General features: G+C 63.2%; 24 protein-coding genes. 12 read left to right on the plus strand and 12 right to left on the minus strand.

What is annotated here, in order from left to right:
* The first annotated feature begins 74 nt into the window (after positions 1-74).
* The gene (gene nudC, locus V3C40_RS27060; RefSeq protein ID WP_070302960.1) at positions 75-908 is read left to right on the plus strand and encodes an NAD(+) diphosphatase; all 834 of its coding nucleotides are present in this window, start codon (positions 75-77) and stop codon (positions 906-908) included.
* Positions 909-984: 76 nt separating this feature from the next.
* Positions 985-1,551 (plus strand): GTP cyclohydrolase I FolE, encoded by a 567-nt coding sequence (gene folE, locus V3C40_RS27065; RefSeq protein ID WP_034754386.1) that lies wholly within the window; start codon positions 985-987, stop codon positions 1,549-1,551.
* A gap of 46 nt (positions 1,552-1,597) precedes the next feature.
* On the opposite strand, the gene V3C40_RS27070 is transcribed toward folE, so the two are convergent.
* Positions 1,598-2,440 carry an AraC family transcriptional regulator gene (locus V3C40_RS27070; RefSeq protein WP_331779005.1) on the minus strand — a complete coding sequence of 281 codons (843 nt, stop codon included), beginning with the start codon at positions 2,438-2,440 and terminating at the stop codon, positions 1,598-1,600.
* Positions 2,441-2,610: 170 nt separating this feature from the next.
* Between V3C40_RS27070 and V3C40_RS27075 the strand changes: the two genes are divergently transcribed.
* Positions 2,611-3,012, plus strand: a complete 402-nt coding sequence (locus V3C40_RS27075) for a hypothetical protein (protein WP_331779006.1) — start codon at positions 2,611-2,613, stop codon at positions 3,010-3,012.
* Positions 3,013-3,072: 60 nt separating this feature from the next.
* Here V3C40_RS27075 and V3C40_RS27080 read toward each other — a convergent pair whose 3' ends face one another.
* Positions 3,073-3,438: a hypothetical protein gene (locus tag V3C40_RS27080; RefSeq protein WP_034781254.1), complete on the minus strand. Its 366-nt coding sequence runs from the start codon at positions 3,436-3,438 to the stop codon at positions 3,073-3,075.
* Positions 3,439-3,750: 312 nt separating this feature from the next.
* Between V3C40_RS27080 and V3C40_RS27085 the strand changes: the two genes are divergently transcribed.
* Positions 3,751-5,397, plus strand: a complete 1,647-nt coding sequence (locus V3C40_RS27085) for a methyl-accepting chemotaxis protein (protein WP_331779007.1) — start codon at positions 3,751-3,753, stop codon at positions 5,395-5,397.
* Between the two features lies 1 nt (position 5,398).
* On the opposite strand, the gene V3C40_RS27090 is transcribed toward V3C40_RS27085, so the two are convergent.
* Positions 5,399-5,824 carry a hypothetical protein gene (locus V3C40_RS27090; protein WP_034754379.1) on the minus strand — a complete coding sequence of 142 codons (426 nt, stop codon included), beginning with the start codon at positions 5,822-5,824 and terminating at the stop codon, positions 5,399-5,401.
* Between the two features lie 179 nt (positions 5,825-6,003).
* On the opposite strand from V3C40_RS27090, the gene V3C40_RS27095 reads away from it, so the two are divergent.
* Entirely contained in the window at positions 6,004-6,702 is a 699-nt protein-coding gene (locus V3C40_RS27095) for a glutathione binding-like protein (protein ID WP_128140559.1), read from the plus strand.
* A 7-nt stretch (positions 6,703-6,709) separates the two neighbouring features.
* Here V3C40_RS27095 and uraH read toward each other — a convergent pair whose 3' ends face one another.
* Both uraH and V3C40_RS27105 read right to left on the minus strand, forming a co-directional pair.
* Entirely contained in the window at positions 6,710-7,120 is a 411-nt protein-coding gene (uraH, locus tag V3C40_RS27100) for a hydroxyisourate hydrolase (protein ID WP_331779008.1), read from the minus strand.
* Positions 7,121-7,136: 16 nt separating this feature from the next.
* On the minus strand, positions 7,137-7,631 hold the full coding sequence (locus V3C40_RS27105; RefSeq protein WP_331779009.1) for a GlcG/HbpS family heme-binding protein: 495 nt from the start codon (positions 7,629-7,631) through the stop codon (positions 7,137-7,139).
* A 142-nt stretch (positions 7,632-7,773) separates the two neighbouring features.
* Here V3C40_RS27105 and V3C40_RS27110 point away from each other — a divergent pair, with 142 nt between their 5' ends.
* Positions 7,774-8,484: a heavy metal response regulator transcription factor gene (locus tag V3C40_RS27110; protein ID WP_139091984.1), complete on the plus strand. Its 711-nt coding sequence runs from the start codon at positions 7,774-7,776 to the stop codon at positions 8,482-8,484.
* Positions 8,481-9,899 (plus strand): heavy metal sensor histidine kinase, encoded by a 1,419-nt coding sequence (locus V3C40_RS27115; RefSeq protein ID WP_319993493.1) that lies wholly within the window; start codon positions 8,481-8,483, stop codon positions 9,897-9,899. Before V3C40_RS27110 ends, V3C40_RS27115 begins: the two co-directional genes overlap by 4 nt.
* Positions 9,900-10,000: 101 nt before the next feature.
* Here the strand turns inward: V3C40_RS27115 and V3C40_RS27120 are convergent, their stop codons facing one another.
* From V3C40_RS27120 to V3C40_RS27130, 3 genes are all read right to left on the minus strand, one after another.
* Positions 10,001-13,339 carry a DEAD/DEAH box helicase gene (locus V3C40_RS27120; protein ID WP_331779010.1) on the minus strand — a complete coding sequence of 1,113 codons (3,339 nt, stop codon included), beginning with the start codon at positions 13,337-13,339 and terminating at the stop codon, positions 10,001-10,003.
* Positions 13,340-13,526: 187 nt separating this feature from the next.
* A complete protein-coding gene (locus V3C40_RS27125) occupies positions 13,527-15,233 on the minus strand; it encodes a methyl-accepting chemotaxis protein (protein ID WP_331779011.1) in 1,707 nt (568 codons plus the stop codon).
* 208 nt (positions 15,234-15,441) lie between these two features.
* Positions 15,442-16,332 carry a LysR family transcriptional regulator gene (locus V3C40_RS27130; RefSeq protein ID WP_331779012.1) on the minus strand — a complete coding sequence of 297 codons (891 nt, stop codon included), beginning with the start codon at positions 16,330-16,332 and terminating at the stop codon, positions 15,442-15,444.
* Positions 16,333-16,444: 112 nt separating this feature from the next.
* Here V3C40_RS27130 and V3C40_RS27135 point away from each other — a divergent pair, with 112 nt between their 5' ends.
* Positions 16,445-17,626 carry a serine hydrolase domain-containing protein gene (locus V3C40_RS27135; protein ID WP_442907319.1) on the plus strand — a complete coding sequence of 394 codons (1,182 nt, stop codon included), beginning with the start codon at positions 16,445-16,447 and terminating at the stop codon, positions 17,624-17,626.
* A complete protein-coding gene (locus V3C40_RS27140) occupies positions 17,623-18,813 on the plus strand; it encodes an MFS transporter (RefSeq protein WP_331779013.1) in 1,191 nt (396 codons plus the stop codon). Before V3C40_RS27135 ends, V3C40_RS27140 begins: the two co-directional genes overlap by 4 nt.
* On the opposite strand, the gene V3C40_RS27145 is transcribed toward V3C40_RS27140, so the two are convergent.
* The 3 genes from V3C40_RS27145 to V3C40_RS27155 form a co-directional block, all read right to left on the minus strand.
* On the minus strand, positions 18,778-19,323 hold the full coding sequence (locus V3C40_RS27145) for a DinB family protein (RefSeq protein ID WP_331779014.1): 546 nt from the start codon (positions 19,321-19,323) through the stop codon (positions 18,778-18,780). The two genes, V3C40_RS27140 and V3C40_RS27145, sit on opposite strands and share 36 nt — an antisense overlap.
* A gap of 31 nt (positions 19,324-19,354) precedes the next feature.
* Entirely contained in the window at positions 19,355-19,954 is a 600-nt protein-coding gene (locus V3C40_RS27150; protein ID WP_034754361.1) for a MarC family protein, read from the minus strand.
* 118 nt (positions 19,955-20,072) lie between these two features.
* A complete protein-coding gene (locus V3C40_RS27155) occupies positions 20,073-20,861 on the minus strand; it encodes an AraC family transcriptional regulator (protein WP_331779015.1) in 789 nt (262 codons plus the stop codon).
* Positions 20,862-20,962: 101 nt separating this feature from the next.
* Between V3C40_RS27155 and V3C40_RS27160 the strand changes: the two genes are divergently transcribed.
* From V3C40_RS27160 to V3C40_RS27170, 3 genes are all read left to right on the plus strand, one after another.
* Complete coding sequence (locus V3C40_RS27160) at positions 20,963-21,877, plus strand: DMT family transporter (RefSeq protein WP_331779016.1); 915 nt, start codon at positions 20,963-20,965, stop codon at positions 21,875-21,877.
* Positions 21,878-21,918: 41 nt separating this feature from the next.
* Positions 21,919-22,833 (plus strand): toxin-antitoxin system YwqK family antitoxin, encoded by a 915-nt coding sequence (locus tag V3C40_RS27165; RefSeq protein WP_331779017.1) that lies wholly within the window; start codon positions 21,919-21,921, stop codon positions 22,831-22,833.
* 401 nt (positions 22,834-23,234) lie between these two features.
* Positions 23,235-24,965, plus strand: a complete 1,731-nt coding sequence (locus tag V3C40_RS27170) for a methyl-accepting chemotaxis protein (protein ID WP_331779018.1) — start codon at positions 23,235-23,237, stop codon at positions 24,963-24,965.
* 1 nt (position 24,966) lies between these two features.
* On the opposite strand, the gene V3C40_RS27175 is transcribed toward V3C40_RS27170, so the two are convergent.
* A complete protein-coding gene (locus V3C40_RS27175; protein ID WP_331779019.1) occupies positions 24,967-26,118 on the minus strand; it encodes an AI-2E family transporter in 1,152 nt (383 codons plus the stop codon).
* Between the last annotated feature and the right edge of the window lie 20 nt (positions 26,119-26,138).

Here is a 26,138-nt window from a genome sequence, read left to right on the forward strand (position 1 = left end):
CCCGGCCGCTGCTATGCGCGCAAGCGTCCGCCGGCGGGAGTATGATGAGCAACCTTTACAAATTTCCTTTCAGAATGCTGCAGACTCCCGATGCCTTTGTCCCCCTGATCGATGCGCCCGAACCGGCCCCGGCCGCCACGGATACGCTGACGTTTGTCTTTCACCGCGGGCGTTTGTTGTTGCGTACGCCAGAGCTGACCTTGCCCACGGCCGCCGAGGTAGCCGCGTACGATATCGATCTGAGCCGCGCACAGCCCGTGGGCTGGTGGCAGGGCCGCTATTGCCAGACGGTCTGGGCCGACGAAGAGTTGCCGCCGGGTGCCGGCCTGGCCTGGCACGGCATGCGCTCGCTGTTCAATGCCGTCGACGATGCTTTCCTGGGCTTGGCCAGCCGCGCCGTGCAACTGGCCGAGTGGGCGCGCACGCACCGCCATTGCGGCGTGTGCGCCACGCCCATGCAGCGCACGCGCGGCGAACGCTGTTTCACCTGCGCCGCCTGCGGCATGCTCGCGTATCCGCGCATTTCGCCGGCCATGATGGTGCTCATCCGCAAGGGCGAACAGGTGTTGCTGGCCATGCACAAGCACTCGCCATCGCAGCGTTTCAGCCCGCTGGCCGGTTTCCTGGAAGCGGGTGAATCGATCGAGGAAGCCGTGCACCGCGAAGTGATGGAAGAGGTGGGCTTGCGCGTGCACAATCTGCAGTACTTCATGAGCCAGTCCTGGCCGTTTCCCCATTCGCTGATGATCGCGTTTACGGCCGATTACCTCGACGGCGAGATCCGCCTCGACGAGAACGAGATCGCCGAGGCGCGCTGGTTCGGCCCCGGCGATGCGTGGCCGGAGGCGAGTTCGAGCGTGTCGATTTCCGCGTTGCTGGTGGGCGCCCACCGTCCGCCAACGGCATAGAAAGCCGGGGCTGCTCGGGCAGCCTGCCGCATTTTCTATATACTGGCGGCAATTGAAAATTTTAGGGTGGTGTAGCATGTCTCAAGAAGAATTCTCCGAAAACGACTGGCGCCGGCTGATCAGCAGCTTTGGTGAAGATCCGCAGCGTCCTGGCTTGCTGGAAACGCCGGCACGCGTGGCCAAGGCGTGGAAGCACTGGACGTCCGGCTATGGCCAGGATCCGGTGGACTTGCTGAAAGCGTTTGAAGATGGCGCGGAACAGTACAACGAGCTCATCGTCGTGCGCGGGATTCCCGTCTACAGCCATTGCGAACACCATCTGGCGCCGTTCTTCGGCAAGGCCACCATCGGTTACGTGCCAAACGGCAAGATCGTCGGCCTGTCGAAACTGACGCGCCTCGTCGATTGTTTCTCCAAGCGCCTGCAAGTGCAGGAACGCATGACGATGCAGATCGCCAATGCCCTGATGGAAGTGCTGGAACCGAAATCGGTGGGCGTGGTCGTACGCTGCCGCCATCTGTGCATGGAAAGCCGCGGCATCCGTACGCCGGGCGAAGAAACCATCACCTCGGCCATGCTGGGCGAGATGCAGCCGAACCTGGCGCTGCGTACGGAATTTCTGGCACTGGCGCGCGAAAGCTGATTGTTCGGCGATGATGCGTGACGAAGGCGGCAGATGCCGCCTTTTTTTATGCTCTTCCCGATTCCCGTTCCGCCAGGTAGCGCGCTGGCGGCTTGCCCGCCGCCTTGCGGAACATGGTGACGAAACCGCTGGTATTTTCATAACCGAGTTCCAGCGCCACCGCTTTTACGCTGTGGCCTTGCGCCAGCCGTCGCAAGGCCAGGATGACGTGCAATTGCCGGCGCCAGCGGCCCACGCTCATGCCCAATTCCTCCAGTGACTGCCGGGTCATGCTGCGCTCGCTCATGCCGATGCGGCCGGCCCACTCGGCCAGGGTGCTTTTATCGGCGGGCTGCGCCAGCAGCAGGGCGGCCAGGCGGCGCAAACGCGCATCGCGCGGCATCGGCAGATGCAAGTCTTCCACGGGCGCGGCCGCCAGTTCGTCGAGCAGGGTGAACACCAGGCGTTCCTGCGCGCCATGCAGCGCGGCCAGGGTGGGAAAACCGGCCGCCTTGGCGATCAGTTCGCGCAGCAGGGGCGAGACGGCCACGGTGCAGCAGACGGTGGGCAAGGCCGGCGCCATGGCCGGTTCGACAAACAGGCAATAACATTGGGCCTCTCCCACGCCCTGCGCGGAATGCATCAGGCCGCCCGGTATCCACACGGCGCACTGGGGCGGCACGATCCACACACCGCTGTCCACCTCGCAATGAATCACGCCGCGCGTGGCATACAGCAACTGCCCCTTGCGGTGCTGGTGCGGTGCCTGCTCGGCCTCCTCGGGCACGCTGGCCAGGCCCACGGCCAGCAGCGGGCGCAACACGCCATCGACGTCGAAATCCATGAGGGAGGCGCTGGCGTCAAGGCCCAGCTCGGTGGTGAGCATGCTGGGCTGCAATGGATGGGACATGGGTGGATTCTGGCTGGATTGAATAATATTGTGGCTATTTTATGCAATGACGCGCAGCACCGCCAACGGTATTGTATGGAGATCCGCAGCCCCGCTTCAACGGCAACCGCCGCCGCCAGTGTTCTGATGAAGGTAAGGAGGAACGGCAACCCCTTGAAGGAGTCATCACTATGCAGCTTGATCTATCCACTTTTCCCCTCGTCTGGATGCGCCGCGAGGCAGCGCCTGTCCAGCCCGATATGCTGTTTGCCCAGTTTGACGCGCTGCTGGCGCGCCGCCAGGCGTTTGTCATTCTCAGCGAGGAAGGCTTTGACGAGGATGGGCACGAACACCCGCAGGAAGAGCGCAAGCGGGCGTCACTCTGGATGAAGCAGAACAAGGCGGCCATCCGCGCGTATATCCAGGGCATGGTGCTGGTCGAACCGAGCGCCGCCAAGCGTCTGGCGGGCAAGGCCTTTGCCGTGATGTTCGGCAAGTTCTGGGGTTATTCCCTGCATTTCGGCACCAGCCGCGACGACGCGCTCGACATCGCCCAGCATTTGCTGCACGCGTGGCTGCCGCCCCAAAAATGATCTGACAAGGCTACACAACGCCTGACAAAACCGACGCGCAGCAGGTTTGGTCAGGTGTTCCTAATAGCGATAATCGTTGACAAAGTGTTTTGTAAAATTGTACTTGCTGCCGCCGTCGAGCAAGTCGACCAGGCGCTTCGGCGCCGAGGCCGACATGAAGGCGTCGGCCGCGCCGCCCGTGCTGCGGAATTTCATGCCGGGGCTGAGGATCTGGTTGGCGCCGATTTTCAGGTGCTGGAAACTTTTCGTTTTCTCATTGTTGAGGATGAAATGCAATTCCTGCTTGAAGGTCAGGAAGGGGATCTTCAGCCACCAGCCTTCGTCCGTGCCATAGCTGGCGACGCTGGCAAAATGCGTGTTCTTGTCCGTCAAGGTGGGTTTGCCCAGGCGGTCGTTGATGCGTTTCATGGCTTCATTCTTGGTCATGCTGTGCTTTCGTGATTCATCTTATATCCGGGCTGCATTTTGACACAGGCACGCCACCCCCGCCTGCCTTGCCGGCCCTATCTGCATGCTTTTTTACTGCAATGCAGCATCAATTCTCATCAATTGTCGCAACGCATTAACAACACCAAGCAAAAATCATTGCCTCCCGGCATTGTAAATACCGGTATTTCGAGCGTATGCTGGTGTCGTCTGAACGGTGCCGCCAGAGCATCGTCGCCGCCGCATTCCTGGCCTGTCGCGCAGGAAGCGGGCCACGCCCCACCGCCGCAAATAGATAGTTGGAGACACAGCATGAAGAAATTGACGTTCCAGCAGAAGTTATGGATTCCCCTGATTTGCAGCCTGTTGTGCATCACCGTTATTTTTGTCTATAACGCCCTGGAAGTGCGCAAGATCCGCATCGAAGAACGTAGCGCCGACCTGAGCAATGCCGCCGACCTGGGCCTGGGCGCCGTCAAGATGTTCGGCGACCTGGCCGCCAGCGGCGCCTTGACGAAGGAAGAAGCGCAGAAGCAGGCCACGGCCGTCATCAAGAGCATGCGTTTCGGCGAGACCGGTTATTTGTCCATCATCAACCTCGACGCCGTCGTCGTGATGAATCCTGCCGCGCCGCAAACGGATGGCAAGAACATGTCGGATTTTAAAGATGCCAACGGCACCTATCTGTACCGCGACATCGTGGCCGTCGGCAAGAGCGATACGGGCAAGGGCTTCGTTCATTATTATTTCCCCCGTCCCGGCCAGAAGACCCCCGAACCGAAGATGAGCCGCGTGGTGGCCTACAAGCCATGGGCCTGGACCCTGGTGGTGGGCGTGTACATGGACGATATCGACGCGGCCTTCCGCCAGTCGCTGCTGACCTCGCTGGGCGTGCTGGTGCTCGTGTGCGGCTTGCTGGCCGCCGTTGTCGTGGTGATCAACCGCAGCTTGCGCCATGCGCTGGGCGGCGATCCCGAGTATGCGGCCGACGTGGCGGAAAAGATCGCGAATAACGATTTGAGCGGCGTCGTGCGCACGCATGCCAACGATCGCCACAGCGTGCTGTACGCGATGAAAACCATGCAAACCAACCTGGTCGATGCGATCAGCGAAATCCGCCATAGCGCCGAGACGATCGCCACGGCGTCGAGCGAGATCGCCAGCGGCAATATGGACTTGTCGGCGCGCACGGAAATGCAGGCCAGCTCGCTGGAAGAAACGGCTGCCTCGATGGAGGAATTGACCTCGACCGTGACGCAAAACGCGGGCAACGCCGTGCAGGCAAATGAACTGGCGCAGTCCGCTTCCGCCGTGGCCCGCCAGGGCGGCGCCGTGGTGGCGCAAGTGATCGGCACCATGGACACCATCAACGCCTCGTCGCGCAAGATCGTCGACATCATCGGCGTCATCGACGGCATCGCGTTCCAGACGAATATCCTGGCCTTGAACGCGGCCGTGGAAGCGGCGCGCGCCGGCGAACAGGGCCGCGGCTTTGCTGTCGTGGCATCAGAAGTGCGTAATCTGGCGCAGCGCTCGGCCGGTGCGGCGAAGGAAATCAAGGAGCTGATCGGCGCTTCCGTCGACAGCATCGCGGCCGGCAGCACGCTCGTTGCACAGGCGGGCACGACCATGGATCAGGTGGTCGCTTCCGTTTCGCGCGTGACCGACATCATGGCCGACATCACGGCCGCCTCGCACGAGCAAAGCACGGGCATCGGCCACGTCAACCAGGCGATCACGGAGATGGATAGCGTGACGCAGCAAAATGCGGCACTGGTGGAAGAGGCGGCGGCAGCGGCGTCGAGCATGCAGGACCAGGCGGCCGTGCTGGCGCAACTGGTGGCGCGCTTCAAACTGTCGGCGCAGGAGCCGGGCACGTCGCCGCGCCTGGCGGCCACTTCGGCTGGCGCACCGCGCGCCGCGGCGAAAAAGCCGCTGCGCAGCCTGGCGGCGCGCTGATTTACTGGGCCGGTGCCGCCGCTGGCGGCGCCGGTTCGAATTCCAGCTTGTCATCGACGACCACGAATTGCCCGACCGGCTGGCCCAGGTCGGCTTTCGGGTCGTTTTCCATTTCCGTCAGTTCATTGCAGGTATTCGTTTCCGCCTGCCACAACTGCTTGCCCATGCGGATATTCCACAGGCCATCGCCGGCCGCGAACAGCTCGACGGTGATGTCGGCCGGCGCATCCGTGGACAGGGTATGCAAGCGCTGGCATTGCGGCAGATTGGTCGCCATCAGCTGCACTTCCACGGTATCTTGCCAAAAATAACGTTGCTGGCGGCGCACGGTCAGGGAATGGTCTTGCCCATCGAACATGTAGATGGCGAAGTCCTGGACACAGCCTGACAGCAGGACGGACAGCGTGACGATCAGGAGTTTGCGCATGGTCGGCTTTCTTTGTTTTGTGCTCGGGAATGTCGGGATGCCTGCGTGACGGCGCTAGTGGGTGCTTGCGCCGCCTTGTTTTTCGCTTACGTGGCATTATATCCATGCATATCAGTTGCGGCGCGACAATAGTTATGCCAAGTTCGCCTGCCCCTACTTATCTACCTGGAAAGACCACGATGATCGACCTGTATTACTGGACCACGCCCAACGGGCACAAAGTGACGATGTTCCTGGAAGAAGCGGGCATCCCCTACAACCTTATTCCCGTGCATATCGGCAAGGGTGAGCAGTTCAAGCCCGAGTTTCTCGCCATCGCGCCGAATAACCGCATCCCCGCCATCGTCGACCAGGCGCCGGAAGATGGCGGCGCGCCGCTGTCGCTGTTCGAGTCGGGTGCGATTCTGCAATACCTGGCCGAGAAAAGCGGGCAATTCCTGCCGGCCGACGTGCGCGGCCGTGCCGAAGTCATGCAATGGCTGTTCTGGCAAATGGGCGGCCTGGGCCCCATGGCCGGGCAAAACCACCATTTCGTGCAATATGCGCCCGAACCGATCGACTATGCCATCACGCGCTACGTCAACGAAACGAACCGGCTATACGGCGTGCTGAACAAGCGCCTGGCGGACCGTGCATTCGTGGCAGGCGACAGCTATTCCATCGCCGACATGGCGATCTACCCGTGGATCGTGCCGCACGAACGCCAGCGCCAGAAGCTGGAAGATTTCCCCCACCTGGCGCGCTGGTTCGCGGCCATTGCCGCCCGTCCCGCCACCGTGCGCGCGTATGCGCGGGCGGCAGAAATCAATGTGCAGCCGACCGTCAGCGGCGATGCGAAAAGCGTGCTCTTCGGGCAGACGGCGAAGACGGTGGCTTGAGCAACGGTTAATTGCCCCGATACGTGGAAAAGCCGAAAGGGCTGAGCAGCAGCGGAATGTGATAGTGCTGCTCAGTCTTTTCTACGTGGAATTGCACGGGGATTTCCGGGAAAAAAGTTTCCTGTTTCAGGCGCGCATAGTGCTCGCCTGTCTTGAACACGATGCGGTAATCGCCCGCCTGCATGGGCGCATCCACCGGATACATGGCCGCGATGCGCCCCTGCGCATTCGTCACGGCACTGCCCAGTTGTTGCCAGCCTTCACCGTTCTTTTGCTCCAGGGTGACCGTTACGCCCGCCGTCGGCTGTCCGCTCTGCAAGTCGAGAATGTGCACGCTCAAGGGATTGGCGGCGGCCAGGGCCATGCTGGACAGGCTGGCGAAGGCCAGGGCGGCGGTGAATTGTTTCAGTGTGCTCATCGTCGTATCTTTCAGTTTAAAGGGTAGGGGAATCGAGTTCAGGGATGGCGGCCAGGGCGGCATGGGCGCAGGCCCGGTCTTGCAGGGCACCGCCGCCACCGGCCACGCCGATGGCGCCGACTACTTCGCCCTTGCTTCGCAAGGGCAGGCCGCCGCCCAGCAGCAACAGTTCCGGCACGGTCGTCAAATTGGCCATGTCGGGATTGCCGCGTGCGGCCACGGCCAGCGCCTGGGTATCATTCTTGGTGGACAGGGCCGTGTAGGCCTTGCGCCGGCTCGCATCCGTGTTGTGCGGCCCGACGCCATCGGCGCGCTGCACAGCGACAATATTGCCGCCACGATCGAGCACGGTGACGACGATGTGCCGTCCTTGCGCCTGGCATGCGGCCATGGCAGCATCGGCCAGCTTGTTGGCCGCCGCCAGCGAGAGGTCATCGACCTTGCGCAATTGAGCGTGCGCTGGGCTGGCCAGCAGGCACAGCAGGGTACTGCCGAGTAACAGGGTTTTCATGTGGCTGTCCGTTGAGTGAAGTGACGCCAGTATGGCCAGTGTTGCCCTACGAGAAGATGATCGCCGCATGACATTTTTATCATCCGCAGCGGTTTGCACGCGGCGTAAAATGGTTCAACTTCCCACAAGAAAGCCCCTACCCATGCGCATCCTGGTCATTGAAGACGAACCGAAGACGGGCGACTATCTGCTGCGTGGCCTGGCCGAGTCCGGCTTTACGGTGAGCCTGGCGCGCAATGGCCGCGACGGCCTGCATATGGCCAGCAGCGAGGCGCCCGATCTCATCGTGCTCGACGTCATGCTGCCCATCATGGACGGCTGGCAAGTCTTGCGCGCGCTGCGCTTGCAGGAAGGCGGCGCCGACGTGCCCGTAATCTTCCTCACGGCGCGCGACGAGGTGCAGGACCGCGTGAAAGGCCTGGAACTGGGCGCCGATGATTACCTGGTGAAACCGTTCGCCTTTGCTGAACTCGTGGCACGCATCCGCACTTTGCTGCGGCGCGGGCCGCCGCGCGAAGACGACGTGATCCGCATCGGCGACATGGAAATCGACGTGATGAAGCGCAAGGTGAGCCGGCAAGGCCAGCGCATCACCCTGACGGCCAAGGAATTTGGCTTGCTGCATCTGCTGGCGCGGCGCCAGGGCGAAGTCTTGTCGCGCTCCATCATCGCCTCGCAAGTGTGGGACATCAATTTCGAGAGCGACACCAACGTCATCGATGCGGCCATCCGCCGCCTGCGCAGCAAGCTCGACGATCCGTTCGAACCCAAGCTGATCCACACCTTGCGGGGCATGGGCTATGTCTGCGAATTGCGCGCGCCTGCCGTGGCTGACAGTGGCACCGCTCAATGAAGCTGGCGCAACTCCGCCGCTCGCTGACCCTGCGCGTCACGCTCGTGTTCGTACTGATCGTGGCGCTCGTGTCGGCCGGGCTGGGCATGCATTTGTACCGTTCATTTGTCGCGGAAATCGAGCGCCGCGACGATATTTTATTGCTGGGAAAACTGCGGCAGATTCAGCAGCTGCTGGGCAATGCGGGCACCCTCGACATCATCCGCGAGCGGCCCCAGTATTTCCGCGACACCATGAGCGGCCAAGAAAATTCCCTGGTGCGCATCGTGCGCGCCGATGGCACGCGTTTGATCGACGTCAATCCGAACGGCGAGACGGTGGCGCATCCTGTGCCCGTGGCCGTCGATGCGCCCGTGACGGACAGCGACATCGTCAGCTGGACCAGCCGCGACGGCTATCCGGCCAGGGTCGTGGCGGCCAGCGCGCGCATCGGCGACCCGGCGCAGATGGCGGACATTTCCGTCGCCCGGGTCTACGGCGACCGCACGGCCATGTTTGCGGCCTACCGTTGGCAAATCGTCGTCTCCGTGGCCGTCAGCGCGCTGGTGGCGGCGCTGTTGGCGAGCCTGATGCTGCTGCGGGGACTGCGGCCGCTGCGCAATATCGCCGCCCATGCGGCCCTCGTGCGGCCTGGCAAGCTGGAGCAGCAACTCGATGCGCGCGGCGCGCCCACGGAATTGCTGCCTCTGATTCAGGCGCTCAACGCCATGCTGGCGCGGCTGCAGGAAGGCTATGCGAGGCTGTCGCAGTTTTCCGCCGACCTGGCGCATGAATTCCGCACGCCCGTCACCAATTTGCTGGGGCAAAGCCAAGTGATGCTGGCCCGCCCGCGCAGCGCGCACGAGTATGAACAGCTGGTGTCATCGAATGTGGAGGAGCTGGAACGGCTGTCGCGCATGATCGACAGCATGCTGTTCCTGGCGCGTGCGCAGCAGGATGAAATGGTGCTCGTCAAGCAAGTCTTGCCCGTGCAGGACGAGTTCTTGCGCCTGGCCGATTTCTTTGAGGGACTGGCCGAAGAGCGCGAGCTGGCGCTGGCTTGCCATGGCAGCGGCACGGTGACGGCCGAGCCGCAACTGCTGCGTCGTGCGCTCGGCAATTTGCTGTCGAACGCGATACGCCACGCGGCGCCCGGCAGCACGATACTGCTGCGCTCGCATGCGACCAACGAGGGTGTGGAACTGAGCGTAAGCAACCTCGGCCCCGCCATCCCCGCGCGCCACTTGCCGCACCTGTTCGAGCGTTTCTACCGCGCCGACCCGGCCCGCAGCGACTCGGCCGCTTCCACAGGCTTAGGGCTGGCCATCGTCACGGCCATCATGCAGTTGCATGGCGGCAGCGCGACCGTGGCATCGGACGCGGCCGCCACGACGTTTACTTTAGTGTTTCCGCTCGAGGACTGTAGGTCGGATTAGCGCGCAAGCGCGTAATCCGACATCACGCGCCAACCATATTGTCGGATTACGGTCCTGCGGACCTAATCCGACCTACGCCGTAAAGCATGGTCATGGGGCCGTCAACCCATCTCCACCAAAAACTCATGCATGCCCGTATGCGGCAACTGCGCACACGCGGGCGCGAAATGCGGCAATTGGCCCCACAGCAGCGGGTTGCCGACGATGTACACATGGTGCTGCGCGCGCGTGAGGGCCACGTTGAGCAAGTTCGGCGTGGCTGCCGCCCACTGGGCGGCACCGGCCGTGCTGTCATCGGCGCCGAGGACCAGCATCACCACGCTTTGCTCCTTGCCCTGGAAGGTATGCACGGTGCCCACCATCTGGCTGCTCCACTGGCGCAATTCGCGCGCCGTCGGCGCCTTGCCGTAGCCGAGGCGGCGGTCCCAGTCCATGTCGATGATGCGCAAACGCAATTCGTTGCGCACGGCCTTGAACGGCGTGATCACGTACATGTCGGGCAACTTGCCGTCGCGGCGATACAGCTTCAGCAGCACTTCCAGCACGAAATCGAGTTGCACGGGCACGACCTGCTTGTAGCTGACGGGGCCGGCGGCGTCAATCCAGCAGCTGGGGCCACGCGTGAGTCCCCGCGCGCCGGCCGGCGGCGTGCGCTCGGCCAGCCCGTAGACCATCTTGTCTTCATAGGCGATGGCGTTGGCCAGCGAGAACATCGGTTCCACGCAGCGGCGGTGTACGCGCAAGGGGCTGCCGATCCACAGCGGTTGCACGCTATTGGCGCCTACAGTTGCGCCATAGCGGTTGGCCTTGTCTGCCAGTGTCTGTACGGACACGCTTGTCGGCGCATAACTGCCATCCTGCGTGTACGGCGACAGGGCGGACAGGGTTTGCACGAGGCGGCCCGGCACCGTGAACACGGGCTCGATCTGCAGCGGGTCGCCCACGACGACGGCACGCTTGGCGCGCCACAAGCTGCCCAGCGCCGCTTGCGGCACGGCCTGGCCCGCCTCGTCGATGAACAGCCAGCCCAGCGATTCAGGACCCATGCCCTGGAACTGGCGCGCGAACGAGGCAAACGTCGTCGACACGACGGGCACCACCATGAACAGGCTGTGCCAGATCATGGCGATGTGCGACTGGTCATAGGCGCGCTTGTTTTTCAGCAATTTCGACACGGCCAGCAAGTTGCCGCCAAAGCCGGGTCCGCCTTTCTTTGCCACTTCCGCCAGCCATGCTTCATGCAGGGCCAGGGCCTTGGCAAACAGGCGCGAGCGCAGGCGCGCCAGGGCCGGTTCATGCCACAGGCCGCCAATTTGCAGCGCGTCGCCGTCCAGCTCGTCCAGGGTCGCCGGCGCGGCGATGGTGGGGAAGCGCATGCGCGCGCGGCGCAACAGTTCCGTGCTGTCATCCCATTCGCGCTGGCGCGATTGCGCCGTGCGCAGGGCGATGTGCAGGCTGTTGCGGGCCCGTTCGCAACGCGGCTCCAGTTCGCCCTTCAGCAGCAGCTTGATGGCGGACACGTCGCGCGCAGCCTGGCGCTGCGCTTCGGCGTTGGCCACGACGGCTTCCTTGTAGGCGCGCGCCGGTGCCGTGCGGAACAAGCGGGCAAAGAAACCGGGCTGCGTCAGCGCCACCAGGCGTTCTTCTTCCAGCAATTCCTTCTTGCTGGCGAGCAGGGTGTCCTGCTGCGCCAGCGCGTCGGACAGGGCGCCATTCGCCGCATCCATCTCTTGCTCGGCAGCGATCAGCGCCTGCTGGCTACTGTGGATGAATTCGGCTTCCGTGCACGTACCCACGGCTTGCCACAGGGCCGCGTACTGGGCGTGCTCGGCCAGCGCCTTTTCCACCACGTGTTCCGTCTCGCGGAATTCGCGCGCCGCCTGGGCGAAGCTCACGCCCTGGTGGCTGGCCAGCCACTGGCGGATATTTTGCGCATTCGGCGTCTTGCGCGTCGTGGTCTTGTCCCAGTCGTCGTCATAGAAATTGCTGACGAAGCGGCGGCGGTTCGCGCTATTGCCCAGTGCACAGGACATCAAGCCCCATGGCGCTTCCGCCTCACTCAGCGCGCGGTTGGCGCCATTGCCGTCCGCCACGACCCGGCGCGCCACGCTTTCAAAGTAGCGCGTGCGTGCCCATTCCTTGCCCAGCTGCTTCGGTTTTGGCAGGTCGCCGGAAATGTTTTCCACCGCCGCGTTATTCGACGAGGCGACGACCATTTCAAAGCCCGTCAGTTCCGGGCGCAAGCGGGCGATGGTGATCGGGTCGCGCACGCCTTCGAAGGCCACGGCCACCTTGCCGATGAAGGCGTCGCCGGCGCGATCGAGGCAGGACAGCACGCTGGCCCGGCGCACGATGTTGTCGGCGAACAATTCGCGCAACAAGGTCGTCTTGCCCGTGCCCGGCGGGCCATTGACGGAAAAGATGCCGCGTTCGCTCAAACCCGTGCGCGCGCCGTGGATGGCGAACTGCTGCATCAGGCTCATGGCGTAGCTGGCGTCTTCCAGCCAGTGTCCCCTGTTCATATTGCCCGGATTGAGCATGGCGGCCAGCGCCTGGCGGCCGGCCGGGCTGTACAGGTCGATGCGCTCATCCTGCGCCAGCGGCGTCAGGTAGGCCGCGACCGTTGCGGGCAACTTGCCGCCACGCAAGGCGCGGATGATCTGTTCCAGGTCATCGAGGTAAAAACTGTTGAGGATATCGATCGACGGTTCCACCGCGTCGCCAAAGTCCAGGCTGCGGTTCTGGCTGGACTCAAGCGCATCGGCTTCCGTGACCGTTGCGCGTTTCTTGCGCGTACGCAATTCCAGCACGGCCAGCGGCTGGCCGGCGGACGGGTGGAAGCCGGCCCAGTCGCGCAACAGGTCGGCCAGGGCCGCGATTTCCATACCGGACAGGGGAGACGAGACATTGCCGGCCTCGTCCGTCACTTGCTGTGGCGTGCGGCTGGCCGCGAAGTTGCGCAGGCTGTCCTGCAGCGCCAGCTGGCTGTCGCTGAAGGCGTCCAGGCTCAGGCCCGACCAGTCCGGCGTGCGGGCGCGGCCCAGCGCCCACGGCAAGGTCGACACGGACACCGGATCGAACTGCGGCTCGCCCAGCGCATTGAGATTGAGGCGGGCAAAGCACGAGCGTCCCAGCAGTTCTGTTTTTTCTGTTTCGGTAATGTTTTCCGGGCCAGTGGCTGGCGGACAAGCCTTGTTGATTTCCGCCTTGTCGAACACGCCGAGGAACAATGAAAAGCCGTCGATCTCGCGGTCGGACGGTACTTGCCATTGCGTGGCGAACTGCGGCGGCAATTGCGCCAGCTGTTCGCGGTGCAGGAGACGCACGCTGGACTGGTCTTCAACGTCCGTGATTTGATTCAGGTCAAACGGGATAAAAAATTCGATCTTGTGCCAATACTCCAGGATAGCCAGGAGGCGCTGCTGTTCTGCCTGATTCATGATGACCAATATTTTGTAAAGCGAGCGAGGATTGTAAAGCGTATGCGCGCTGCACGTTTTGCACTTTTGTCTATTGCGCGGGCTTTACGGCAAAAAAAGTGGTATTGGCAGACGAAAAAAAGCCAGGCAGCAACTTCCTGCCTGGCCTTCCCCCGTTGCGATGTTGCTGAGGGTTAAAACTCGTGCATTAAAACTCTTCCCATTCGCTCTCGGCGGCCGCATTGCTGCGGCGTGCCGGCGCGGCCGCGACGGCCTTGCGCGCTGGCGCTGGCTTGGCCGCGGGGCGCGCGATGGCGGGGGCGGCTGGTGCCGTGCGCACAGGCGCCAGCTTGGCCGCGCTGGCGACATGGTTGCCGGTTTTAAAGAAGCCGACCACATGCGCCAGTTCGCCCGCCTGGTCCTGCATGCTTTGCGAGGCGGCCGCCGCTTCTTCCACGAGGGCCGCGTTTTGCTGCGTCACTTCATCCATTTGGGCAATGGCCATGTTGATCTGCTCGATGCCGATGGTCTGTTCGTGCGTGGCCGACGTGATCTCGCCCATGATGTCGGTCACGCGCACGATGCTGTCGACGATGTCGCCCATGGTCTGGCCCGCTTCATTGACGAGGCGCGAACCCGTGTCCACGTTGGCGACGGAGGCGGCGATCAACTCCTTGATTTCCTTCGCCGCTCCAGCCGAGCGCTGCGCCAGGTTGCGCACTTCCGAGGCCACGACGGCAAAACCGCGTCCCTGTTCGCCCGCGCGCGCCGCTTCGACGGCCGCGTTCAAGGCCAGGATGTTGGTCTGGAAGGCGATGCCGTCGATGACGCCGATGATGTCGACGATCTTGCGCGACGAGGCGTTGATCGTGCCCATGGTGTCGACCACTTGCGAAACGATGCTGCCGCCGCGCACGGCCACTTCCGATGCGCTTTTCGCCAGCTGGTTCGCCTGGCGCGCATTGTCCGCGTTCTGTTTCACGGTCGAGGTCAGCTCTTCCATGGCCGATGCCGTTTCTTCCAGCGAGCTGGCTTGCTCTTCCGTGCGGGACGACAGGTCGAGGTTGCCGGCGGCAATTTCGCTCGATGCCGTGGAAATCGCATCCGTGCCGTTGCGCACTTGCGCCACCACGCCCAGCAGGCTGGTGTTCATGGCTTTCAGAGCGCCCAGCAGGCGGCCCGTTTCATCGCTGGAATTGACGACGATGTGCGATGACAAGTCGCCCGACGCCACGGTTTCGGCCACGCTGACGGCCGCATTGATGGGCTGGGTAATCGAGCGCGTGATGATCCACGCAACAAAAGCGCCCAGCAGCACGGCCACGCTGCCCAAGGTAATCATGGAGGCGCGCGCGCTGTTGCTCAGCGTTTCGGCTTCCGTTGCCGCCTGCGCCGCCTGCTCGCCTTCATACGCGACCAGGCTGTCGAGCGCGCCCAGCACGCGTTTCAGGCTCGGTGCCGCCTGCTGCGTCAGGAAAGCGATCGCTTCGTCTGTCTGGCCCGCATTGCGCAGTTCGATGACCTTGTTGTTCAGCGGTGCGCCCGATTTCAGGGCAGCGTCCAGCTCGGCCATCAGCGCCGTTTCCTTGTCCGTCGAAATTTTCTTTTGCAAGGTTTCCTTGGCAGCGCCGTATTTCTTGCGCGACTCGCCGATCTTTGCCAGTTCCGCCTGCACCAGCGCTTCCGTCGGCGCCACGACAATGCTCGTGATCGCCAGGGTAATGTTGCGCACGTTGTCGCTCATGGTATTGGCTGCCGCCATTTTGACGTTCTTGTCGGCCACGATGTCGTGCGTGCGCGCGCTCAGTTGTCCCATGGAATACAAGCCGACGAGCAAGACAGCCACCAGCAGGCCGAGGACGACAGCAAACCCGATCCCGAGCCGGGTGCCGATTTTGAATTGTGTGAGTGACATGATTGCTTTCGTATTGCGGAAGTGAGGGAAAACATCGGACAGGCCGGGGCTACGGGTTTATACGTAGCGGCGGCTAGCCTGTAATTGTTCCTCAAAATTCCGCACTGCAATACAAAAACTTGTATCAAGTCCGTGAAAAGCTGAAAAACTGGTAGCAACTTGACTAAGTTGTCGTGTGGAAACAACGAGCGCTGCGCCGGATGCGGGCTCAGCTTTCCGGAAATACGTGGGTGGCAAGGAAATCGATGAAGGCGCGCAGTTTCGGCGTCAGATGGCGGCTGCTGGGCCACAGGATGCGGAAGGCGCCGTCGTGCTGGCGGTGCGCGTCCAGCACCGGCTGCAAGCGGCCCGCGGCCAGCGCCGCGCGCACGGCAAAGTCGGGCAGGGCGGCGATGCCCAGGCCGCTTTCGGCAAAGTGCAGCAAGGTCTCCACATTGTTGCAGTGGAGCAGGGCTGGCAAACCGGCCGCATGCAGGGCAGGCCATTCGGGCAGGGGCCAGGCCTCGACCTTGCCGCTGCTGGGAAATTTGTACAGCAAACAAGTGTGCTGCGCGAGGTCGGCGGGGAGCAGCGGCATGGCGTGCTGCGCCAGGTAGGCGGGCGCGGCCACCAGTTGCAGCTGGAACTGGCCCAGCTGGCGGCTCATCAAACGGCTGTCGGCGCTCTCTCCCGCGCGCACGACGGCGTCATAGCCTTCCTCGATCACGTCGACCCGGCGGTCGCTGAAGTCGAGGTCGAGTTCCACCAGCGGATAGGCGCGCGCGAACGCGGCCAGCACGGGATTGAGCAGGCTGCCCACCTGCGGCAAGCTGACGCGCAGCCGGCCTTGCGGCGCGCTCTTGCTGTTCGATAACTCCAGCTCGGCCGCTTCGATCTCGCCCAGGATGCGCCGGCAGCGTTCCAGGAACACGGTGCCTTCGCTCGTGAGCGCGATGCTGCGCGTGCTGCGGTGAAACAGGCGCACACCGAGGCGCTCTTCCAGCCGCGCGATGCTCTTGCCCACGGCCGAGGCGGAAATGCCGAGCACGCGGCCTGCTGCCACAAAACTGCGCGTTTCGGCCGCCTGTACGAAGGCCGTGAATCCCGCCAGGTTATCCATTTTTTACCTTTGATTGCGGATGCCAACGTCCGCACAGACAGAAACTATAGCCTGTTTTTCTTTGATCGCGCCTGCCTTACCTTGGCAGCCTGATCATTTGAAAGGCTACGCCATGATGTACAACTTCTCTCCCGCGGCCCTGTCCGCCCGTATCGATCCCTTGCTGGACGCAGTCTTGCAGCAGCAGCGCCTGGCGGGCGCCGTCGTGCTGGTACGCCAGCGCGGCAAGGACGTGTATCGCCGCGCGGCCGGCCACCTGGACCGCGAGGCGGGTACGCCCATGGTTGAAGATGCCGTCTTCCGCCTGGCGTCCGTCAGCAAGCCTATCGTGTCGACGGCCGCGCTGGCGCTGGTGGGGCAGGGCCGGCTGGGCCTGGACGACCTGGTGACGCGCTGGCTGCCGTATTTTGCGCCGCGTCAGCCGGACGGTACGGTGGCGGCCATCACCGTGCGCCACTTGCTTACGCACACGGCCGGGCTCGACTATGGCTTTTTCCAGCCGCCGGGCGGCGCGTATGCGCAAGCCGGGGTGTCCGACGGTATGGATGCGTCCCGCATTTCCCTCGAGGACAACCTGCGCCGCCTGGCCACGGTGCCGCTCGCGTATGCGCCGGGCGAGCGCTGGGCATACTCGATTGCCACCGATGTGCTGGGCGCCGTCATCGAACAGGCGGCCGGCATGCCGCTGGCGCACGCCGTGGAATACCTGGTGACTGTGCCGCTGGCCATGCGCGACACCGGTTTTGTGGCTGCCGACCCGGCGCGTCTGGCCGTCGCGTATGCGGACCGCGCAGCGGGAGAATCCCTGCCGCGCCGCTTGCGCGATGAGGGTGAAGACCATCTGCCGTTTCTCGAAGGGATGGCCGGTTTTACCCTGTCACCGGCGCGCGCCCGCGATGCGCAAGCGTATCCATCGGGCGGCGCCGGCATGGTCGGCTCGGCATCCGACTTCATGCGCCTGCTGGAAACCCTGCGCCTGGGTGGCGCGCCCTTGCTGCCAGCCGGTCTGGCGCAGCAGATGGGCACGAGCCAGACTGGGGCGTTCGACTTGCCGTTCTGGCCGGGCCGCGGCTTTGGCCTCGGCTTTACCGTGTTGACGGACCCGCTTGCCGCTGCCACGCCGGAGTCCGTCGGCAGCTGGCGCATGGGCGGCACGTATGGCCATTCGTGGTTTGTCGACCCGGCGCAGGAATTGTCCGTGGTGGCGTTTACGAATACGGCACTGGAAGGCATGGCGGGACCGTTCGTGACTGAACTGTGCCAGGCGGTGTATGGCGTGATGGAGGCGCCATGACACGGCCGCACCCGATCGTCTTCCTCGCGCTGGGTCTGTTCGGCGTGTACTGCATCGAGTTTGGCGTCGTCGGCATCTTGCCGATGATCATGCAGCGCTATGGCGTGACGGCCGCGCAGGCGGGTTCCTTGGTGAGCCTGTTCGCCCTCGTGATCGCCGTGGGCGGCCCCTTTCTCGTGCTGCTGGCTACGCGCTGGCGCCGCAAGCGTGTGTTGATCGTTTCCCTGCTCGTGTTTGCGCTGGCCAGCGTGGTGTCGGCGTATGCGCCCCGCTTCGAGCTGCTGCTGGCGCTGCGCATCGTGCCGGCCCTGTTTCATCCTGTGTATTTCTCGTTGGCGATGGTGGCGGCCGCCGCCCTGTACCCGCCGCAACAGGCGGCGCGGGCCGGCGCGCACGCATTCACGGGCACCAGCATGGGCATGGTGCTGGGCATCCCGCTCACCACGTGGATCGCCGCCCAATATGGCTACGAGGCATCGTTCCTTGCCTGCGCCCTCGTCAACGCGCTGGCGGCGCTGGGGCTATATTTGTTCTTGCCGGACACGCCGCGCGAGGCGCCGCTGGCGTATGGCCGTCAGCTGGCCGTGCTGCGCAAACCCGCCCTGTGGTTCACCATTACCGCCGCCGTGCTCGTGTTTGCCGCCATGTTTGCCGTGTATGCGTATGCGGCCGCGTATCTGCAGCAGCAGGCGGGCTTGTCGGCGCGCCAGACGGGGCTGGCGCTGGTGGTGTTTGGTATCGGTGGCGTGGCCGGCAATCTGTTCGCGGGGCGGCAGCTGAGCACGCACGTGTTGCGCACGGTGCTGCTGCAGCCCGTGCTGCTGGGGCTGGCGTACTGGCTGCTGTACCAGTATGCGGGCACGGGTATCAGCTGGCTGGCGCTGGCCGTCTTGCTGCTGTTCTGGGGCGCGGCGCATACGAGCGGGCTGATCGTCACGCAAGTGTGGCTCAGCAGCGAAGCGCGCGAGGCGCCCGCGTTCGCCATCGGCGTGTACATCGCCGCCATCAACCTGGGCGTGACGGTGGGCGCAATGGCGGGCGGCATCGCCATCGAGTCCTACGGCATGCCGGGGGCGCTGGGCTGCGGCGCGCTGCTCGGTGCCTTGGCGCTGGCGGCGATTGCCGGGAAAGCGTGGTTGTACCGCGCGCCTTCAGTCGGCAAGATGGTTGGGGATGCGAAACAGTAAATCCGTGTCGCCAATGTCCACGCCCGCTTGCGACAGCAGGGTGCTGGCCTGGCCCCGGTGATGGGTCTGGTGATTAAAGAAATGCATGAGCAGGCTGAAAAACTCGCGCCGGTTCGGCCCCTTGCTGTTGCGGTAGTCGAGCAAGTGGTCCAGGTCTTCTTCGCGGATGGAGGCGGCCCAGTCGATGATGAGCTCATCCAGCCATTGCCGGTGCGCGTGCATGGCGGCAAAATCCTCGGCCGCGAACAGCGGGTGCGTGAGCGACGCGGGCGGCGTGATGGCGCGGATGGGGTCGAGCAGGGGGAAGCTGGCCGGGTGCTTCGCATAGCGCTGCAGCCACAGGGTGTCGCCCACCATCACGTGATTCAGGGTGGCCAGCAGGGAGCCAAAAAAGGCACCCCGCTCGCGCTGCAGCTCTTCCGCCGGCAGGCTGGCCGCCGCCGCATAGACCTTGGCATTCATCCACTGGTTGTAATCGGCCATCAGGCAAATGTGGGCGCAACGGCTCATGCTGGACTCCTTCAGTGGATGAATGCTGATGTTAAACGGATTTCAGGAATGCGCGTATGCCAGCGAGCAGCATTTCAATGGCCATCGCCGTCAGGATCAAGCCCATCAGGCGCTCGAATGCCGTCATGACCCTTGGACCGAGCGCACGCTGCAAGCGTTCGGCGCACAGGAAGACGGCCAGCCAGACGACGGCCACGGCCGTCAGCCCCGCCACGTGGGCGATCACTTCATTCATTTCATGCGAGGAAAACAGCAGCACGGTCGCCAGCGCGGACGGACCGGCCAGCGCGGGGATGGCCAGCGGCACGATGAACGGTTCGCCGCCCATTTCGTGGTCGCTATTGCCCGCGTTTGGCTGCGGAAACACCATGCGCATGGCGATCAGGAACAAAATCACGCCGCCGCCGATGCGCAGCGCCACTTCCGACAATTGTAAGGCGTTCAGGAAATGGCGGCCGAAGAACATGAACAACAGCAAGATGCCGAAGGCGATCATGCACTCGCGTACCACCACTTTCCAGCGCCGCTCGATGGGCACCCGTTTCAGGGCATTGACGAACAGGGAAACGTTGCCGAACGGGTCGGTGACGAGCAAAAGCAGGATAAAAGTCTGGAAGAAATTCTGTGTCATGGTGGTGTGGAGATGAGGTCAACACCGCCGCCAGGATGGGCGCGGTGCGATAAGGCTTGCGATGATAACAAGCCTGCTCCCAATCGCCCATGATTATTGATGCATAGCAGCATTTTTTTTACGCCGCAATGACTTTAGCCTGGTAAAACGCGGTGGGCGTGGTGCCGAAATGTTTTTTAAACATGGCCGTGAACGCGCTTTGGCTCGTGTAGCCGTTGTCCATGGCCACGTCGATGACCTTGACGCCTTGCGCCAATTGCTCGAGTGCCCGCAGCAATCGCGCCTGCTGGCGCCACTGGCCAAAGCGCATGCCCGTCTGTTTCTGGAACAGCCGGTGCAGGCTGCGCTCGGTGATCGCCAGTTCCTGCGCCCAGTGCGCCACCGTCTGCTGTTCACCCGGTTGTTCCATCAGCCGTGCGCAAATGCCGCGCAGGCGCGCGTCCATGGGCAGCGGCAGATACAGGGGCAGCACGGGCAGGCTGTCGAGCTCGTGCAACAGCAATTGCAGCAGATGCCAGTCGCGGCTGCCTTCCGTGAAATCGGGCGCGATGTCGACGGCCGCCACGATCAGTTGCCGCAGCAGGGGACCGATCTCGAGCACGCAACTGTGGCCAGGCAGCAATGGCGAATTGGCGCAGTTGACGAACACCGTGCGCATCTTGACGGCGCCGCTCATGCGCACCTTGTGCGCGATGCCGGGCTGCAGCCACACGCCGCGCGTGGGCGGCACCACCCAGCGCCCGCCTTGCGCTTCGATGGTCATCACGCCCTCGATGGCGTACAGCAATTGCGCATGCGTGTGGCGGTGCGCGGAAATCACGTGGCCGTGCGCATAGTCGACGGCCAGCGCCATGGCACGCGCCGTGACGGGCAGCAATTCCTGAAAGGCGGGAGAGGAACAATCCATCAAATAAGGTCAGTTTTGCGATAGGTTCGGACATCTTAGCGCGAGAAGGCGCGGCGTGCCTGCGGCATGATGAATACCCGCAATTATTTATGGAGCCTCGCATGCCTGTGCGCGCCTATCTGTATCCGTTTCTGGCCATGTTGCTGTGGGCCGGCAACGTCGTCGTGTCCAAGCTGGCCGCGTCCAGCATCGCCCCCACGGCCATCACCTTTTACCGCCTGGTGCTGGTCTTGCTCGTGATGACACCGTTTATCGCCCGGCCCCTGTGGCGCAACCGCGCCGCCATCCGCCGTCATTGGTGGCAGCTGGCCTTGTGCGGCCTGATGTCGATGGCCCTGTTCCAGAGCCTGTCTTATCGCGCAGCGGAAAGCACCACGGCGACGAATATGGCCATCGTCACGGCGCTGGCGCCCCTGATGACGGCCCTGCTCAGCGTGCTGCTGCTGGGCGAGCGCCTGACGGTCGGCATGGCGGCCGGCGGCGTGCTGTCGTTTGGCGGCCTGCTGTACCTGGTGGGGCGCGGCGACGTGCTGGCCTTGCTGCAGCAAGGCGTGCATGCGGGCGATGCGCTGATGCTGCTCGCCTCCCTGAGCTTCGCCCTGTACGGCGTGCTGCTGCGCCGCTGGCGGTTGTCCATTCCCGCCTGGCAAGCCATTTATTGCCAGGCGCTGGCGGCCCTGGCGTGCATGCTGCCGTTCTTCCTGCTCCTGCCGCCCGGCAGCGCCAAGCTGGACGCCACCACCTTGCCCTTGATCGGCTATGCGGGCATCGGCTCATCCATCGTGCTGTCCTACCTGTGGATCGAAGGCGTCAAACTGCTGGGGCCGAACCGCTGCAGCATCTACGTCAACCTGCTGCCCCTGCTGACGGCCTTGCTGGCCATCGTCTGGCTGCACGAAAGCATGCATGTGTATCACCTGGTCGGCGGCGGCATCTCGCTGCTGGGCGTGCTGCTGGCGCAGACGGTGCAGCGGCCCCTGTTCGGCCGGCGTCCTCGCGTGTCCGGTCTTGCCTGAACGGCCATGCATAATGGCGGTTTTCAGGCAGTGGAGTGGGCATGCGGCAAACATTTTGGATGAGCACGATGGCGGCGCTGCTGGCGCTGGGCACTCTGGCGCCAGCGCAGGCGGCGCGGTTCTACGAGGGTAAACCGATGGCCACCACCAGCACCGTCGAGCGCGGCGCGAAAACTATGGACGAGGCGCAGGTGCGCACGGCGCTGGCCCATGTGCCGCAGATCGACGACAGCATAGCCTACGCACCCACGGGTGTGGCCGAGTTCGACGCCATTGAGCATGGCCATGGCAAGCTGGTCGGCTATTTCAATATCGATGGCGATTTATTGCCCGGCAAGCCGGCCGATGCGCCGGCGTTTGCCTATAAAAAAACCTTCGTGGAAAAGGATGGCCATTTCCTCACGGTCACGTATCTGCTGGGCAAGGGCTGGAAAGGGAACCGCGCACCCAGCTATCACATCAAGTGGATCACATGGGAAACGCAGCCGCAGCGCTTTGCCGCCAGCCAGGATGGGCTATTCATCGAGTACAACGTGAGTTGCTGCGTGGGCAGCGTGTATGCCCGTGGCCAGTATGCACAGGGCAAGCGCACGGGGCAGTGGCACTACGAGGAGCCGAACACCATTCGCTCGTTTGGCGCCTTTGTCGATGACAAGGCCGAAGGGCCGTGGACGTATGAAAGCGGCGATGAAACGACGACGGGCATGATGCAGCGTGGCCAGCGCACGGGCCGCTGGGAAGTGAGCCCGGGCGTGGACGAATGGCGCGAAGTGGACATGCACAGTTTCACCGGCTACGACACGTTTGTGAAAGACCGCTTGAACGGCCCCAGCGAACGCCGCATCGACGGCGTGGTGCAATGGCAGGGCAACTATGTCAACGGCAAGAAGCAGGGCCAGTGGGTGGAACCTGGCGGTGGCTGCCTGTATGTCGATGACGTGAAACAGGTGCCGTAAAGGGCGACGCCGGACGGTGCTGACAAATGCTGAGCATGCTCGATTGCAGAAACCGTCTATTAACATAACTGGCATTCCCACGCGACCGCGCACGATTGCGGAATGCCAGTTCTGCGCAAAAAACATCATCTACTTGTTACAAAGCGTGAAAATCCATGCTGGATGTTGCTACTAGTAATCTTTCCCTGTATCTTGCAGTCAGGAAATAAAAGTACAGGAAACCTCGACCTCGTTGCCCTGTCTTGCACTCCTGACGATATGCGCGGGCCGCCTTCCCCCCTGCCGCCGCACACGCCGTATCGACCTGTCCTGAACAATTCACGTGACCCGTCCATCAGGCGTTTGCTGCTATCCCGTTTGGCGGGCGCAGGCATGGTTGCGCCCCTACCAAGGAAAATTGCATGCTGTCGAACATAACAATAAAAATGCGCCTGATTGCCACCATGAGTGTGCTGGGCTTGCTGATCGCCGTGCTCGGCGTCATGAGTATCATCAGCCTGAAATCGGCCAACAACAGCCTCAACGAGGTCTACAGCAATCAGCTGGCATCGACGCAAGCGATCGGCGAATCGCAGATTCTGCTGGGCCGCGCCCGGTTCACGATGGACCGCGTGATGGTGCATCCCGATGCGACCGACGCCAAGGATATCCTGGCCCGTGCCGAACAATTCATGGAAGCCTCTAATAAGTCCTGGAAGGTGTATTTGGCCTTGCCGCAAAGCGCGGATGAAAAGCGCCTGTCCGACGACATGGACAAGAAGCGCAGCGATTACATGAGCAACGGCTTGCTGGTCATGAGCAAGGCTTTGCGTGAAGGCAACGTCGCACAAGCGGACGGTTTGATGATGACGGGACTGACGCCGCTGTACCGCACCCTGGACCAGGCCGCTGAAACATTGACGCAGTATCAGGCCACTTCGGCTGCCCGGATGTATGCGGAAAGCCAGTCCAGCTATCGCACCCAGTTGGCCATGGCCATCGGCGGCGTGCTGGTGGGCGCTTTGCTGACGATTATTTCCAGCATCTTGCTGCTGCGCGCCATCTTCGGCCCGCTGGACCAGGCCCTGCGCCATTTCGGCGCCATTTCCGACGGCAATCTGGCCAATGACATCGTCATCACGCGCAACGACGAAATGGGCGCCTTGCTGACGGGCTTGCAGAAAATGCAGGAACGCCTGTCGACTACCGTGCGCGGCGTGCGCGACGGCAGCGGCGCCATCGCCACGGCCAGCAATGAAATCGCCTCGGGCAACCTGGACCTGTCCAGCCGCACGGAGCAGCAAGCGTCGAGCCTGGAAGAAACGGCCTCGTCGCTGGAAGAGCTGACCTCGACCGTCAAGCAGAATTCCGACAATGCACGCCAGGCGAACCAGCTGGCCGTGTCGGCCTCGGACGTGGCGGTAAAAGGCGGCGCATTGGTGGCGCAAGTGGTCGATACCATGGGCACCATCAGCGAATCGTCGAAAAAGATCGCCGACATCATCGGCGTGATCGACGGCATCGCCTTCCAGACGAACATCCTGGCCTTGAATGCAGCCGTGGAAGCGGCGCGTGCGGGCGAACAAGGCCGCGGCTTTGCCGTCGTCGCCACAGAAGTGCGCAATCTGGCGCACCGCTCGGCCAGCGCCGCCAAGGACATCAAGCTGCTGATCGAAGCGTCGGTGCAGAACGTGGGCGCCGGTAGCGCGCTGGTCAGCCAGACGGGCACGACGATGGACGAAATCGTGGCCAGCATCCGCCGCGTGACGGACATCATGGGCGAAATCAGCGCCGCCGGCCGCGAGCAGGAACTGGGCATCGGCCAGATCAACCAGGCCGTGGCAGAAATGGATACCGTGACGCAACAGAATGCGGCCCTGGTGGAAGAAGCGGCGGCTGCCTCGGAAGCCATGCAGGAACAGGCGGCGGCGCTGGCCGAAATGGTCAGCATCTTCAAGCTCGATGCCAACAATAGCGGTCCTGCCGCCAAGCCTGCCTTGCGCAAGCCTGTCGTGGCCGCCGCCAGCACGGCCTTGAAACGCCCGGCGCTGCGCCTGGCGCCAACCCGCGCCGCGGCAGCACCTGTCGCTGCCGCAAAACCGCGTCCGGCCAAGCCTGCAGCGGACAATAGCGGAGAGTGGGAAGAGTTCTAAGTTACTGCGCTTCCAGGGTGGCCTTGCTGCCCTGTTCCTGTAATCGCGCCGCCTCGGCCAAGGCCTGGACACGCGCTTCTTCCGCGGCCTGTTCCGCTTTCTCCAGCGCATCGTGGCGCGCCTGCAAGGCTGCCCGCGCGCGCACGAAGACGATCTTGATGGCCGCCATCACGGGCACGGACAGGAAGATGCCGACCACGCCACCGAGCTGGTCGCCGGCCAGCAGGCCAACGATCACCATCAGCGGGCTCACTTCCACGCCTTCGCTCATCAAATACGGGTTGACCACGTAATCCTGGAACAAACGGTAGGCGGCGATAAAGCCGATCAGCCAGAACACGTGCTCGAAACCGCTGAAACCGGCCACGACCACGGCGATGACGGCCGCCGCCAGCGGGCCCGCAAACGGGATGAATTCCAGCAAGGCGGCCGCGCCGGCCAACAGCAGGCTGTACGGCACGCCCATCAGGGAAAAAGCGATGCTGTAGGACACAAACGTGGCGATCGACAACAGCAGCAGGGCGCGCACATAGCGCGACAGCAAGATGTCGAGGTCATCGATGATGGCGCCCCAGAGTTTCTTGTTCGGGCGGTTCAGCAGGGACAGCAAGCCGTCGCGCATGTCCGGCCCTTCCTTGATCAGCAAAAAGCTCAGCACGGGCACCAGCACCAGATAGATCAGGTTGCTGGCCGCATGCATGACGGTCAAGCCCAGTTCTTTCGCCAGCGGCATCGCTTGTCCCGTACCGCTGCTCAGCTGCGACTGCATGAACGACAGCAGGCGCGCACGCAACGGCTCCATGAATTCCGGCAACGGGATGCGCTCGGCAAAGTTATTGCCCTTGAGCAGGGTCGGCAATTGATCGCTGAGCTTGATCGCCTCTTCCTCGATGCGCGCGCCGAAGATGGAGCCCAGCACCGCCACCAGCAAGATCACCACGAGGAAGACGATGCCGATGGCGGCCGTGCGCGGCAAGCGCTTTGGCCCATGGCGTTCGAGCAGGCCGATCAGCGGATACACGAGGTAGCTGAAGAAAATCGCAAAGACCACGACGATCAGGGTCGATGAAACCTTGTAGGTGAGAAACAGCAGGAAGGCGATGAGGAAAGCCGTCCACACCATCTTGGCAACGCGCAAGTTAAAACCGAACATATGAATTCCTTAGGGGCAGG

The sequence above is a fragment of the Janthinobacterium sp. LS2A genome (assembly GCF_036543145.1).
Classification (GTDB): domain Bacteria; phylum Pseudomonadota; class Gammaproteobacteria; order Burkholderiales; family Burkholderiaceae_D; genus Janthinobacterium; species Janthinobacterium aestuarii.

What these genes read in the sequence shown, in the direction of transcription:
- nudC (WP_070302960.1), top strand. Translation starts at nt 75, where the DNA reads ATGCTGCAGACTCCCGATGCCTTTGTCCCCCTGATCGATGCGCCCGAA.
- folE (WP_034754386.1), top strand. Translation starts at nt 985, where the DNA reads ATGTCTCAAGAAGAATTCTCCGAAAACGACTGGCGCCGGCTGATCAGC.
- V3C40_RS27070 (WP_331779005.1), bottom strand. Translation starts at nt 2,440, where the DNA reads ATGTCCCATCCATTGCAGCCCAGCATGCTCACCACCGAGCTGGGCCTT.
- V3C40_RS27075 (WP_331779006.1), top strand. Translation starts at nt 2,611, where the DNA reads ATGCAGCTTGATCTATCCACTTTTCCCCTCGTCTGGATGCGCCGCGAG.
- V3C40_RS27080 (WP_034781254.1), bottom strand. Translation starts at nt 3,438, where the DNA reads ATGACCAAGAATGAAGCCATGAAACGCATCAACGACCGCCTGGGCAAA.
- V3C40_RS27085 (WP_331779007.1), top strand. Translation starts at nt 3,751, where the DNA reads ATGAAGAAATTGACGTTCCAGCAGAAGTTATGGATTCCCCTGATTTGC.
- V3C40_RS27090 (WP_034754379.1), bottom strand. Translation starts at nt 5,824, where the DNA reads ATGCGCAAACTCCTGATCGTCACGCTGTCCGTCCTGCTGTCAGGCTGT.
- V3C40_RS27095 (WP_128140559.1), top strand. Translation starts at nt 6,004, where the DNA reads ATGATCGACCTGTATTACTGGACCACGCCCAACGGGCACAAAGTGACG.
- uraH (WP_331779008.1), bottom strand. Translation starts at nt 7,120, where the DNA reads ATGAGCACACTGAAACAATTCACCGCCGCCCTGGCCTTCGCCAGCCTG.
- V3C40_RS27105 (WP_331779009.1), bottom strand. Translation starts at nt 7,631, where the DNA reads ATGAAAACCCTGTTACTCGGCAGTACCCTGCTGTGCCTGCTGGCCAGC.
- V3C40_RS27110 (WP_139091984.1), top strand. Translation starts at nt 7,774, where the DNA reads ATGCGCATCCTGGTCATTGAAGACGAACCGAAGACGGGCGACTATCTG.
- V3C40_RS27115 (WP_319993493.1), top strand. Translation starts at nt 8,481, where the DNA reads ATGAAGCTGGCGCAACTCCGCCGCTCGCTGACCCTGCGCGTCACGCTC.
- V3C40_RS27120 (WP_331779010.1), bottom strand. Translation starts at nt 13,339, where the DNA reads ATGAATCAGGCAGAACAGCAGCGCCTCCTGGCTATCCTGGAGTATTGG.
- V3C40_RS27125 (WP_331779011.1), bottom strand. Translation starts at nt 15,233, where the DNA reads ATGTCACTCACACAATTCAAAATCGGCACCCGGCTCGGGATCGGGTTT.
- V3C40_RS27130 (WP_331779012.1), bottom strand. Translation starts at nt 16,332, where the DNA reads ATGGATAACCTGGCGGGATTCACGGCCTTCGTACAGGCGGCCGAAACG.
- V3C40_RS27135 (WP_442907319.1), top strand. Translation starts at nt 16,445, where the DNA reads ATGATGTACAACTTCTCTCCCGCGGCCCTGTCCGCCCGTATCGATCCC.
- V3C40_RS27140 (WP_331779013.1), top strand. Translation starts at nt 17,623, where the DNA reads ATGACACGGCCGCACCCGATCGTCTTCCTCGCGCTGGGTCTGTTCGGC.
- V3C40_RS27145 (WP_331779014.1), bottom strand. Translation starts at nt 19,323, where the DNA reads ATGAGCCGTTGCGCCCACATTTGCCTGATGGCCGATTACAACCAGTGG.
- V3C40_RS27150 (WP_034754361.1), bottom strand. Translation starts at nt 19,954, where the DNA reads ATGACACAGAATTTCTTCCAGACTTTTATCCTGCTTTTGCTCGTCACC.
- V3C40_RS27155 (WP_331779015.1), bottom strand. Translation starts at nt 20,861, where the DNA reads ATGGATTGTTCCTCTCCCGCCTTTCAGGAATTGCTGCCCGTCACGGCG.
- V3C40_RS27160 (WP_331779016.1), top strand. Translation starts at nt 20,963, where the DNA reads ATGCCTGTGCGCGCCTATCTGTATCCGTTTCTGGCCATGTTGCTGTGG.
- V3C40_RS27165 (WP_331779017.1), top strand. Translation starts at nt 21,919, where the DNA reads ATGCGGCAAACATTTTGGATGAGCACGATGGCGGCGCTGCTGGCGCTG.
- V3C40_RS27170 (WP_331779018.1), top strand. Translation starts at nt 23,235, where the DNA reads ATGCTGTCGAACATAACAATAAAAATGCGCCTGATTGCCACCATGAGT.
- V3C40_RS27175 (WP_331779019.1), bottom strand. Translation starts at nt 26,118, where the DNA reads ATGTTCGGTTTTAACTTGCGCGTTGCCAAGATGGTGTGGACGGCTTTC.